The organism is Comamonas sp. MYb21 (assembly GCF_037479395.1).
Lineage (GTDB): Bacteria > Pseudomonadota > Gammaproteobacteria > Burkholderiales > Burkholderiaceae_C > Comamonas.
Genome location: NZ_JBBGZC010000021.1, coordinates 61,527 through 72,561, shown reverse-complemented (window position 1 = coordinate 72,561; position 11,035 = coordinate 61,527). Strand labels below are relative to the sequence as shown.

Here is an 11,035-nt window from a genome sequence, read left to right as displayed (position 1 = left end):
CTTGTTCGTCATGGCACCTCCTATTGGGCCTCAGATTTGAGGCTCAGAGGTGTCTAGGAAACCCGGGGCGATTCAGCAGTGGGGAAAGGCTTACAGCCGCTTGTTATCGGACAGCGTATTCCTTGCATATGCGGGCTGCTGGGCAATGGTGATAAAGGGTGCGGATGGTGCACAGCGTAAGTATCAAGCTTGTCCACCCGCCTATCGAGGCAGCAGATGCGTGCTCGCTGCTGAGCGACCGATGACCGGGGCCAAAACAAGACCCAGGCCGCCGAGCAAAAGAGTAGGGATTGCCACAAAGCCGGCACCGAGGACGGGTACGAACCCCTACAATCGCCCACCCATCTTTTAGATTCTTTGTTTTTATTTGGTTTTTTTCATAGTTTTTGCGCATTGGCCGCAGCTATGACAATGATTGGCAATGTGTATCAATTGTGAGCGAATAATAGATGCATAATCCGCCCAGACCTTTTAATAGCCAGTTCCTCTAGGAGCTCACCATGTTGCCGGAAATCCTTGTTCGCTCTGATCTGCAATCCCCTCCCCGCGCCATCCAGCTGGAACGCGGTTGCACGGCCATCGGCCGAGGTCCGAGCAGCGGTCTTTTCCTGAGCGACCCGAGCATCAGCCGCGACCATGGGGCCTTTAGTTACTATATTGGCCTGTTGATGGTCGAGGACCATGACAGCACCAATGGCATCTTTGTCAACGGCCGCCGTGTCAAGCGTCAGGTTCTGTATGCGGGTGACCAGGTCAGCGTCGGCCCTTTCCAGATCGTCGTCAAGTCCGGCTCCGTGCCGACCCTGGAGACGCAAGAATAAGCGCCTGCCGCTCCACGAAAAAAAGTCCGCATTCGCGGACTTTTTGCATGGCCACGGCCTGGTCCGTGGCGATCGGGTTCAGCGGCCGGAGAATCAGGCCACCGCTTCCTCGTTGGGGGTCAGCATGAGGCGCCCCACGGCCTTGCCCTGCTCCAGCGCCACCAGCGCGGAGAACGCCTTGCTGAAATGCATGCAGGTCGTTGGCACCGGGCTCAGTTTTTTGTCGCGCACCAGCGCGATCAGTTCGCGCAGATCACCCAGGTTGCCCACATAGGTGCCTTGGTAGGTAATGGCGCGGATCGCATGCGTGGGGGTGGGCAGGTCCACATGGCCGCCAAACAGACCAATCTGCACTAGGTGGCCGCCCTTGGTCAGCATGTCGATGCCCTGCTGCACGGTCTGGCTCGAGCCCACGCAGTCAATGATGGCCCAGACGGCACCACCGGCAGCCTGCTTGACCTGCGCGATAAAGTCCGCCGACTTGGGATCGATGACGACATCGGCGCCTGCATTCAATGCCGCCGCATGCTTGCTGGCATCGGGCTCGACCACCACGACGCCGGCGCCACCCATGGCCTTCATCAGCAAGATGGCCATCAGGCCCAGGCCGCCAGCGCCAAACAGCACGACCTTCTCGTCCTTGAACACCTGGGGGGAGATCTTCTTGATCGCGCTGTAGGTCGTCAGGCCCGAGCAGGCATAGGGCGCGGCGCGCTCGGCGGGCATGTCGCCGATGTCCACCAGGTAGTAGGCATGGTTGACCAGCACATGGTCGGCGTAGCCGCCATTTTGGTACACGCCCATCGATTTGCCAGCCAGGCACAGGTTCTCGTCACCGCGCTTGCAGACCTTGCACTCGCCACAGCCATGCCAGGGGAAGACCACATAGCGCTTGCCGATCTCGACACCCTTGGCATCCGGGCCCATCGCCACCACCTCGCCCGCAATTTCGTGGCCCAGGGTCAAGGGCAGCTTCATGCCACGGTCGGCCATCGACAGCTTTTTGCCATTGCCCAGGTCGTATTCGCCATGCCAGATGTGCAGGTCCGAGTGGCACACGCCTGCGGCCTCAATGCGCACCAGCACCTGGTCTCCGGTCGGTACGGGGGTTGGGCGCTCGCTGCGCACCAGGGGTTCACCAAAGCCGGTGACGTCATAGCTGATCATGCGATCTCCTTGTTGCTTGTTCGTTGTAATGAGCCGGGCCATCGGGCCTGTCTCGATGCCTGCCAGATCAGCATGTTAGTGCGGCCGTTTTTCTGCACAAGCTGGCTATCACGCACACCAGTCGCATTGGCGATAAAGGGCAGCCAAGCCGTCATCCACCCAAATCGGCCATAAAAAACGCCCCTAGAAAGGGGCGTTGGTCGGCAGATCGCAGCAGCTCAGCGCTTGGCCTTGAACAAGGCTAGCAGCAGCACGATGCTGAATGCGGCAAAGGCGAGGAAGGACCAGTTGGCGATCGACAGACCCAGGAAGGTCCAGTCGATGGCCGTGCAATCGCCCGAGCCACGGAAAATCATCGGCAGCGAGCGGCTGATCGGGTAGTTCTCGATCATGCCGTAGAAGTCGCGCCCGCAGGTGGCGAACTCTGGCGGGTTCCATTGCAGCCAGCTTTGGCGCGCTGCGGTGAAGGCGCCAAAGACCGAGAACAGCAGCGCCAGGCCGCCAAAGCTCTTCCACCAGCCGGCCGACGAGGGCCGCAGGCTGCCCAGCAGCGCCAGCACACCAACCGCAATCAGGCAGTAGCGCTGCACGATGCACATCGGACAGGGCTCCAGCCCCACCACGTGCTGCAAATACATGCCAAAGGCCATCATGGCCGCACAGGCCACAAAAATCAGCGCCAAAGTGCGGCGCGGTGCGTTCCAGATCCAGTTCAAGTCATGTCCTTATGCTGCCAACCCCGCCATCTTACGCGTACAGACCTGCAGGGGCCTGAAACCAGAAAACCGGCCCCGCCCAAAGGGCAGAACCGGGTCTCACAGCTTCAGGCGCAGGCGCGAGCGTCAGGGCACTAGATATTGGCTGCTTGATCGAGAAAAACTCGGGCTTGGCGCGGTGTCACCACCAGCGTCTCGCCTTCCTTGAGGCCCATGGCTTTGAACTGCTGCGCAGAAATCTGCGCCTCGATGAGTTTGTCGCTGTTCGAAGCCTCGGCACCCTGGGCTTGGTGCCCGCCAATGGCAATAAGTTCCAGACGGGCGATGGGGCCGACCACAATCGCGCGGTCGAGCTGGGCGACGATGCCGCGCTGGCGGCCATCGGCGTCTTTTTCCTGGCCGGGCGAATAGCGCTCCACATCCAGCTCATGGGGCCGCACATAGGCCAGTGCCTGGGCATTGTTGGCCGAGGCGAACTCTGGCGAATCGATCTGCACGCCCCCCTCCACCACCGTATGCCCGCCGGTGGCGCGGCCATGGAACAGGTTGACATCGCCCAGAAAGCCGTAGACGAAGGGGCTGGCCGGGCTGTCCCAGACTTCCTGCGGCGTGCCGGCCTGCTCGATCTGGCCCTTGTTGATCACGACCACGCGGTCGGCCACTTCCAGCGCTTCTTCCTGGTCATGGGTCACAAAGATGCTGGTCACATGCAGCTCATCGTGCAGGCGGCGCAGCCAGCGGCGCAGCTCCTTGCGCACCTTGGCATCGAGTGCACCAAAGGGCTCGTCGAGCAGCAGCACCTTGGGCTCCACGGCCAGCGCGCGGGCCAGCGCAATACGCTGGCGCTGGCCACCCGACAGCTGCGAGGGGTAGCGGTCTGCGATCCAGTCGAGCTGCACCAGCTTGAGCAGGCTCATCACCTTCTCGCGAATCTGGGCTTCGCTCGGGCGCTCCTTGCGCGGCTTGATGCGCAGGCCAAAGGCCACGTTCTCGAACACCGTCATATGGCGAAACAGCGCGTAGTGCTGAAAAACAAAGCCCACATTGCGGTTGCGCACATGCACATCGGTGGTGTCTTCACCGCTGAACTGGATGGTGCCCTGGTCGGCTGACTCCAGACCGGCGATGATGCGCAGCAAGGTGGTCTTGCCGCAGCCCGAGGGGCCCAGCAGCGCGATGAGTTCACCGGATTTGATGTCTAGGTTGACGTTATTGAGCGCTTTAAAGCTGCCAAACGACTTGGAAATGTTTTGGATTTCAATGCTCATATCCGACCTCGAAAATACCGTGTTTATGCCGTGGCTGCGCTGTCATCGCGCGGCCGCTCGGGCGGCAGGCTGGCTGCCTCTTTGTGCTCTTTCTCGGCACGCCACTCGGCGATCGATTTGAGCACCAGGGTCACCAGCGCCAGCAAGGCCAGCAGCGACGCCACCGCAAAGGCTGCAGAAGACTGAAAGTCGGCATACAAAATCTCGACATGCAGCGGAATGGTATTGGTCTGGCCGCGGATGCTGCCCGAGACCACCGAGACCGCGCCAAACTCGCCCATGGCCCGTGCATTGCACAGGATGACGCCATACAGCAGGCCCCATTTGATATTGGGCAGGGTCACGCGCCAGAAGGTCTGCCAGCCCGATGCGCCCAGCACAATGGCCGCCTGCTCCTCGTCATTGCCCTGGGCCTGCATCAGCGGAATCAGCTCCCGGGCGATGAAGGGGAAGGTCACGAACACGGTGGCCAGCACAATGCCCGGCACGGCAAAGATCACCTTGAGGTTATGGGCCTCCAGCCAGCTGCCAAACCAGCCATTGGCGCCAAACAGCAGCACATAGGTCAGGCCCGCCACGACCGGCGATACCGAGAACGGCAGGTCCACCAGCGATGTCAGCAAGGCCTTGCCCTTGAATTCGAACTTGGCAATCGCCCAGGCAGCTGCCACGCCAAACACCAGGTTCAGCGGCACCGCAATCAGCGCGGTGATCAAGGTCAGCTTGATGGCCGACCAGGCATCGGGCTCGGTGAGCGCCGCCACATAGGTGTCCCAGCCCTTGCGCAGCGCCTCGACAAACACGGCCACCAGTGGCAGCAGCAAAAACAGCAGCATGAAGGTCAGTGCAATGCCGGTCAGGGTCCAGCGCACCCAGCGCGGCTCGGTCACGGTGCTTTGCACTTCGGGCACATGGCGGGCCACATACTGGTAGCGCGCCAGCACCGTGCCCAGCACCACCACCACGATGGCAATCAATACGAGATACATGGTTGGCATGGTTTAAATCCCCGCACGCTTGCGCTGCCAGCTTTGCAGGCCGTTGATGAGAAGCAGCAGCACGAAGGAGATCACCAGCATCACCATCGCAATGGCGGTGGCACCGGCATAGTCATGCAGCTCCAGCTTGGCCATGATGACGAAAGGCGTGATCTGCGACTCCATCGGGATGTTGTTGGAGACGAAGATGACCGAGCCATACTCGCCCACCGCGCGGGCAAAGGCCATCGCAAAGCCGGTCAGCAAGGCGGGCCCGATCGCGGGCAGGATCACCTTGTAAAAGGTTTGCCAGCGCGAGGCGCCCAGGCTGCCGGCAGCCTCTTCCAGCTCTTTTTCAAAATCTTCCAGCACCGGCTGCACCGTGCGCACCACAAACGGCAAGCCGATAAAGATCAGCGCAAACACGATACCGACGCGGTTGAACACCAGCTGGATGCCCAGCGGCGCAAAGTACTGGCCAATCCAGCCGTTGTCGGCCAGCAAGGCGGTCAGCGAGATGCCGGCGACGGCCGTGGGCAGCGCAAAAGGCAGATCGACCAGCGCATCGACGATCTTCTTGCCCGGAAACTTGTAACGCACCAGCACCCAGGCGATCAGCATGCCAAACACCAGGTTCACCAGCGCGGCGATCAGTGAGGCACCGAAGGTGACCTTGTAGGCGGCCACGGCAATGGGGGCGGAGATCGTGGTCCAGAACTGGTCCCAGGTCAGCTCAAAGGTCTTGAACAGCAAGGTCGCCAGCGGGATCAGCACAATGATGCTGAGGTAGAAAATGGTGTAGCCCAGGGTAAGCCCAAAGCCTGGCAGTACCCGTTTGGCACTCCGGCGTTTGGCACTGGGCACGGCGTTGGCCGGGGCAGTGATGGCAGCTGACATGGATTCCGATCGGCAAAAATCTACAGGAAATACGCAGTCAGCGCCCGGCTGGCGGGCGCTGCTGCTGGCTCATCACTTCTTGGGTTCGGTGAACAGCTTGTCGAAGTAGCCGCCGTCGCTGAAATGGGTCTTCTGCGCTTCACCCAGGCTGCCAAAGTACTTGCCCACGGTGAACTGCTTGATCGGCTTGAACACGTCGGCGTGCTTTTTCAGCACCGCTTCGCTGCGGGGGCGGATCGCATGGTTGGCGGCGATTTCCTGGCCTTCATCGGAGTAGAGGAAGTCCAGGTAGGCCTTGGCCAGCTCGGCCGTGCCCTTTTTCTCGACCGTGCGCTCGACCACGGCGACCGGGTTTTCTGCGGTGATGCTCACCGATGGGTAGACCGGATCGACCTTGCCCTTGCCAAATTCACGGTCAATCGAGACCACTTCGGATTCAAAGGTGATCAGCACATCGCCCACATTGCGCTGCAGGAAGGCGGCCGTCGCATCGCGACCGCCCTTGGCCAGCACCGGCACGTTCTTGTAGAGCTTGCTGATGTAGGCCTGCGCATCGGCGTCCGACCCACCCTTTTCACGGGCCTGGCCCCAGGCGGCCAGATAGGCGTAGCGGCCATTGCCACCCAGCTTGGGGTTCACGACCACCACCTGCACACCGGGCTTGATCAGGTCATCCCAGTCCTTGATGCCCTTGGGGTTGCCGTTGCGCACCAGAAACAGCATGGTCGAGGTGGTGGGCGATGCGTCGTTGGGAAACTTCTTGGCCCAGTCCTTCGCAACCACGCCCTTTTCGGCGAGGAACTCCACGTCGGTCGTGGTGTTGAAGGTCACCACATCGGCGGCGAGGCCTTCGGACACGGCACGCGCCTGAGCGCTGGAGCCACCATGGGACTGGTCGACCTTGATGTCGACACCCTTGGTCTTCTTGTAATGGGCGATAAAGGCCGTGTTGTAGTCCTTGTAGAACTCGCGGGCCACGTCATACGAGACATTGAGCAGCTGGTTTTGTGCCAGCACCGAACCACTGGCCACCACCGCTGCGGCAACCACCAAAGATTTCAATCCACCCAGTTTCATGTTCTGCTACCCGTTTGTATGAAGTGATGTAGCAAATTGTGGACTTTTGTACTTAAAACTCAAACGAATATATTTTTGTTAATTTATGGTGTTTTGAGAATATAGAAAAAGCGCGGCATCACAGGCCCAGAATGATGACGAGCACGCCCTTGTCAACCTTGATATCGCGCACCGCCATGCGCGCAACGCGCTGGCGCGTGTCCGATGCATTGAGCGTGTAGATCGGTTGCTGGGCCAGGTACGAGGCCATGGCGGCCTCCAGCGCCACCTGTGCCATCGCCGTGCGCCGCTCATCGAGGCCCTGCACCACCAGCTTGTCCATCAGCGGCTGGTCCAGAAAGATCGCGCCGCGCTCGGCGTCATAGCGCAAGGAGGAAGACACATCGATCTGCGCGCCCAGCAGCTGGCTGCCGCTCGTGTTGGTGGTGACGGTCATGTTCAGCCCGAAGTCGACCCGCTCGCTGTCCTCATTCAAATGCACCCGGGGCTGCGCCATGGTGACGGAGACCAGCGGGTAGCGCTGGGTCAGCGGCAGGCGCTCGGCGAGCTTTTGCTCAAGCTGCGCCTGGCTGATGCGGATTTCATAGGTCTTGCCCGCCAGGTACCAGATGGCAGCGGCGCCCACCAAGGCCAGCAGCGCCAGCAGTGACCATGCAAATTTTTTTCCCATGCCTGCACAACTCCTCTTGCTACAACCTTGCCTATTCCACCCGCCAGCTCGGCAGCCGCCAGTGCCGCCACAGCGCAATCGCGCGCAGGCCGGCGGTGACGAACACGCAGCCGAGCATCGGCGCCATCTCGGGCACGGGCGCGCTGCGCAGCAGCAGATCCACCCAGCCGCCGACAAAAGCGCAGACCGCATAGGGCTGGTGGTCACGGAAAGCCTGCGGGATCTCGCCGCACATCACATCGCGCAACACCCCGCCAAACACCCCGGTGATCACGCCCATCATCACGCAAATGAGCGCGGGCAGCCCTTGCTCGGCGGCCATGTCCACACCCACCGCGGCAAACAGGCCCAGACCCAGCATATCGGGCCAGAGCATGGCGCGCTCGGTCAGCGCAAAATGGCGCTGCCGCAAAAAAATGATGGCCAGCAGGCTGATGCCCAGGATCACCCAGACAAAGGTCTCCTGCCGCACCCAGAAAAAAGGCCGCTGGTCCAGCAGCAGATCGCGCAAGGTGCCGCCGCCAAACGCGGCCACAAAGGCCACCACGCAGACGCCGACCACATCGAGCTTCTTGTGCGCCGCCTTGATCACCCCGGACAGCGCAAACGCAATCGTCGCGGCGATCTCCAGCACCTGGCGCGCAGTGTCGATGATGTGCGGTGTGTCCATGGCCATGGGCAACAAGGTAAGAGGCGGGGCGCGGCCAGATGCGCGCCCCACCGGTGGAAGGTCAGGCAGCTTGCATATTGCTGATCATCTCATCGCCAAAGCGCGAGGTGCTGACCTGCGTGGCGCCATCCATCAGCCGCGCAAAGTCATAGGTCACGCGCTTGGAGGCAATGGTGGCCTCCATCGCGGCAATGATCAGGTCCGCCGCTTCGCTCCAGCCGATATGGCGCAGCATCATCTCGGCCGACAGGATCAGCGAGCCGGGGTTGACATAGTCCTTGCCCGCATACTTGGGCGCCGTGCCATGCGTGGCCTCGAACACCGCGACCCGGTCCGACAGATTGGCACCCGGCGCAATGCCGATGCCGCCCACCTGCGCGGCCACCGCATCCGAGATGTAGTCGCCGTTCAAGTTGAGGGTGGCAATCACCGAGTAATCGGCCGGGCGCAGCAGCACCTGCTGCAAGAAGGCATCGGCAATCACATCCTTGATGATGATCTCGGAGCCATCCTTGGGGCTTTTGAGGCGCATCCAGGGGCCGCCGTCGATGACCTCGGCGCCGAATTCCTTCTTGGCCAGCGCATAGCCCCAGTCACGGAACGCGCCTTCGGTGAACTTCATGATGTTGCCCTTGTGCACCAAGGTCACGCTGGGCTTGTCATGGTCGATCGCGTACTGGATGGCCTGGCGCACCAGGCGCTCGGTGCCTTCGCGCGAGACGGGCTTGATGCCGATGCCCGAGCTTTGCGGAAAGCGGATCTTCTGCGAGCCGATCTCCTGCTGCAAAAAGGCGATCAGCTTGACGGCCAGGTCCGAGCCTGCGGCAAACTCGATACCGGCATAGATGTCTTCGGAGTTCTCGCGGAAGATCACCATATGCGTCTTATGGGGCTCGCGCACCGGCGAAGGCACGCCTTCAAAGTAGCGCACCGGCCGCAGGCAGACATACAGGTCCAGCGTTTGGCGCAGGGTGACGTTGAGCGAGCGGATGCCGCCGCCCACTGGCGTATTCAATGGTCCCTTGATGGCAACCAGGTACTGGCCGATGGCATCCATGGTTTCCTGGGGCAGGCTTTGGCCCTCGCCATACAGGCCAACTGCCTTGTCACCGGCAAACACTTCCATCCAGGCAATGCGGCGGGCCTCGCCATAGGCCTGGGCCACCGCTGCATCCACCACCTTGCGCATCACCGGCGTGATGTCGCGGCCCACGCCATCACCTTCGATAAAGGGGATGATGGGCTGGTCGGGCACGCACAGGCTGTGGTCCGCATTGGCCGTGATGGCCTGCCCGCCCTCGGGTTGCTGGATATGTTGAGCACGCATTGTCACAAATCTCCCAATCTGATTCTTAGCCCAGCCCCACACCAGGCACCAGGCGCATGTGTTACCGCCAACGATTCTATCGACAAATACCGGCCGGGCCCGGCTGCACAAACTGTGACATCTGATCCCGGCACCGGGCATGGCACAGCGGGCGCGCAGCAAGGCTGGCATGGTGTATAAAACCGGCTATGGCGCGCTGCGCCGCCACGGCACATCTCGTGCACCCCGCTTTGTGAGAGTCCTGACCACCATGTTCCCCACCCCCTTGGCCATCCGTTCTTCCCGCCTCGCTCAGCGCTGCCTCGCCGCATCGGCCATGGCCTGCACACTGGCTGCGGCCTTGCCGGCTGCGGCGCAGCAGGTGGCGCCCACCGGGGAGCCCCAGATGCAGCTGGCCCGCACCGAGCTGACCGCCGGCATGCACCGCATCCATGCGCAGGTGGCGCAGACGGCGCGCGAGAAGGAAATCGGCCTGATGTTCCGCAAGGACATGCCGGCCAACGAAGGCATGCTCTTTGTGTTTGACCGCCCCGGCACCCAGTGCTTCTGGATGAAGAACACCATCCTGCCGCTGACCGCCGCCTTTGTCAGTGACGACGGCACCATCGTCAACCTGGCCGATATGCAGCCGATGACGGAAGACTCGCACTGCTCGAGCAAGCCGGTGCGCTATGTGCTGGAGATGAACCAGGGCTGGTTCAAGCAAAAGGGCATTGCGCCCGGCACCAAGCTGCGCGGCCGCCCTTTCAGCGCAAACTGACCATCCCCTGCAGTAGTCACCAACAGGCAGGCCCAGCGCAGGGCTTGCCTCTATGATGGTCCGCAGAACAACCCTGTGGAGACATGACCATGGCTGCAACTGCGCGCTACCCCCTGCCCGATCTCAAGAGCCTGCCCGAGGACATCCAGGCCCGCATCGCCCAGGTGCAGGAAAAGGCCGGCTTCATCCCCAATGTGTTTTTGGCCTTTGCACGCCGCCCGGCGGAATGGCGCGCCTTCTTTGCCTACCACGATGCGCTGATGGAGCGCGAGGAAAGCAGCCTGAGCAAGGCCGAGCGCGAGATGATCGTCACCGTCACCAGCGCGCACAACGAGTGCCTGTACTGCGTGGTCGCGCATGGCGCGCTGGTGCGCATCTACGACAAGGCCCCGATGCTGGCCGACCAGTTGGCCGTCAACTACCGCAAGGCGAATATCTCGGCTCGCCAGCGCGCGATGCTGGATTTTGCGATGAAGGTCTGCACCCGCTCGCAGGAGATTGACGAGGCGGACTTCAGCGCCCTGCACACCCATGGCTTTGATGACGAAGACATCTGGGACATTGCGGCCATCACCGCCTTCTTTGGCCTGAGCAACCGCATGGCCAGCTTTGCCGGCATGCAGCCCAATGACGAGTTCTATCTGATGGGCCGCATTCCCCGCAGCAAGGCCTGAGGCGGCAAAAG

At 61.7% G+C, this 11,035-nt stretch carries 12 protein-coding genes; 3 read left to right on the top strand and 9 right to left on the bottom strand.

Annotated features, from left to right (window positions below; genetic code table 11):
* The first annotated feature begins 500 nt into the window (after positions 1-500).
* Complete coding sequence (locus WH367_RS23780) at positions 501-821, top strand: FHA domain-containing protein (protein WP_084635905.1); 321 nt, start codon at positions 501-503, stop codon at positions 819-821.
* Positions 822-914: 93 nt separating this feature from the next.
* On the opposite strand, the gene WH367_RS23775 is transcribed toward WH367_RS23780, so the two are convergent.
* The 9 genes from WH367_RS23775 to icd all read right to left on the bottom strand — a co-directional run bounded on the left by WH367_RS23775 (position 915) and on the right by icd (position 9,590).
* Positions 915-1,988 carry an alcohol dehydrogenase gene (locus WH367_RS23775; protein WP_021028231.1) on the bottom strand — a complete coding sequence of 358 codons (1,074 nt, stop codon included), beginning with the start codon at positions 1,986-1,988 and terminating at the stop codon, positions 915-917.
* Between the two features lie 218 nt (positions 1,989-2,206).
* Positions 2,207-2,704, bottom strand: coding sequence for a disulfide bond formation protein B (locus WH367_RS23770; RefSeq protein ID WP_021028232.1), 498 nt, complete (start codon positions 2,702-2,704; stop codon positions 2,207-2,209).
* Between the two features lie 134 nt (positions 2,705-2,838).
* Positions 2,839-3,972: a sulfate/molybdate ABC transporter ATP-binding protein gene (locus WH367_RS23765; RefSeq protein ID WP_021028233.1), complete on the bottom strand. Its 1,134-nt coding sequence runs from the start codon at positions 3,970-3,972 to the stop codon at positions 2,839-2,841.
* A gap of 23 nt (positions 3,973-3,995) precedes the next feature.
* Positions 3,996-4,970, bottom strand: coding sequence for a sulfate ABC transporter permease subunit CysW (gene cysW, locus WH367_RS23760; protein WP_339537931.1), 975 nt, complete (start codon positions 4,968-4,970; stop codon positions 3,996-3,998).
* Positions 4,971-4,973: 3 nt separating this feature from the next.
* A complete protein-coding gene (cysT, locus tag WH367_RS23755) occupies positions 4,974-5,846 on the bottom strand; it encodes a sulfate ABC transporter permease subunit CysT (RefSeq protein WP_021028234.1) in 873 nt (290 codons plus the stop codon).
* Positions 5,847-5,918: 72 nt separating this feature from the next.
* The gene (locus tag WH367_RS23750) at positions 5,919-6,923 is read right to left on the bottom strand and encodes a sulfate ABC transporter substrate-binding protein (RefSeq protein ID WP_021028235.1); all 1,005 of its coding nucleotides are present in this window, start codon (positions 6,921-6,923) and stop codon (positions 5,919-5,921) included.
* A gap of 118 nt (positions 6,924-7,041) precedes the next feature.
* Positions 7,042-7,593 (bottom strand): DUF1439 domain-containing protein, encoded by a 552-nt coding sequence (locus tag WH367_RS23745; protein ID WP_339537930.1) that lies wholly within the window; start codon positions 7,591-7,593, stop codon positions 7,042-7,044.
* Positions 7,594-7,624: 31 nt separating this feature from the next.
* On the bottom strand, positions 7,625-8,263 hold the full coding sequence (locus tag WH367_RS23740; protein ID WP_339537929.1) for a trimeric intracellular cation channel family protein: 639 nt from the start codon (positions 8,261-8,263) through the stop codon (positions 7,625-7,627).
* A gap of 61 nt (positions 8,264-8,324) precedes the next feature.
* Positions 8,325-9,590: an NADP-dependent isocitrate dehydrogenase gene (icd, locus tag WH367_RS23735; RefSeq protein WP_021028238.1), complete on the bottom strand. Its 1,266-nt coding sequence runs from the start codon at positions 9,588-9,590 to the stop codon at positions 8,325-8,327.
* A gap of 316 nt (positions 9,591-9,906) precedes the next feature.
* Here icd and WH367_RS23730 point away from each other — a divergent pair, with 316 nt between their 5' ends.
* Positions 9,907-10,350: a DUF192 domain-containing protein gene (locus WH367_RS23730; RefSeq protein ID WP_339537933.1), complete on the top strand. Its 444-nt coding sequence runs from the start codon at positions 9,907-9,909 to the stop codon at positions 10,348-10,350.
* Positions 10,351-10,439: 89 nt separating this feature from the next.
* Complete coding sequence (locus tag WH367_RS23725) at positions 10,440-11,024, top strand: peroxidase-related enzyme (RefSeq protein WP_339537928.1); 585 nt, start codon at positions 10,440-10,442, stop codon at positions 11,022-11,024.
* The last annotated feature ends 11 nt before the right edge of the window (positions 11,025-11,035 follow it).

What these genes read in the sequence shown, in the direction of transcription:
- WH367_RS23780 (WP_084635905.1), top strand. Translation starts at nt 501, where the DNA reads ATGTTGCCGGAAATCCTTGTTCGCTCTGATCTGCAATCCCCTCCCCGC.
- WH367_RS23775 (WP_021028231.1), bottom strand. Translation starts at nt 1,988, where the DNA reads ATGATCAGCTATGACGTCACCGGCTTTGGTGAACCCCTGGTGCGCAGC.
- WH367_RS23765 (WP_021028233.1), bottom strand. Translation starts at nt 3,972, where the DNA reads ATGAGCATTGAAATCCAAAACATTTCCAAGTCGTTTGGCAGCTTTAAA.
- cysW (WP_339537931.1), bottom strand. Translation starts at nt 4,970, where the DNA reads ATGCCAACCATGTATCTCGTATTGATTGCCATCGTGGTGGTGGTGCTG.
- cysT (WP_021028234.1), bottom strand. Translation starts at nt 5,846, where the DNA reads ATGTCAGCTGCCATCACTGCCCCGGCCAACGCCGTGCCCAGTGCCAAA.
- WH367_RS23750 (WP_021028235.1), bottom strand. Translation starts at nt 6,923, where the DNA reads ATGAAACTGGGTGGATTGAAATCTTTGGTGGTTGCCGCAGCGGTGGTG.
- WH367_RS23745 (WP_339537930.1), bottom strand. Translation starts at nt 7,593, where the DNA reads ATGGGAAAAAAATTTGCATGGTCACTGCTGGCGCTGCTGGCCTTGGTG.
- WH367_RS23740 (WP_339537929.1), bottom strand. Translation starts at nt 8,263, where the DNA reads ATGGACACACCGCACATCATCGACACTGCGCGCCAGGTGCTGGAGATC.
- icd (WP_021028238.1), bottom strand. Translation starts at nt 9,590, where the DNA reads ATGCGTGCTCAACATATCCAGCAACCCGAGGGCGGGCAGGCCATCACG.
- WH367_RS23730 (WP_339537933.1), top strand. Translation starts at nt 9,907, where the DNA reads ATGGCCTGCACACTGGCTGCGGCCTTGCCGGCTGCGGCGCAGCAGGTG.
- WH367_RS23725 (WP_339537928.1), top strand. Translation starts at nt 10,440, where the DNA reads ATGGCTGCAACTGCGCGCTACCCCCTGCCCGATCTCAAGAGCCTGCCC.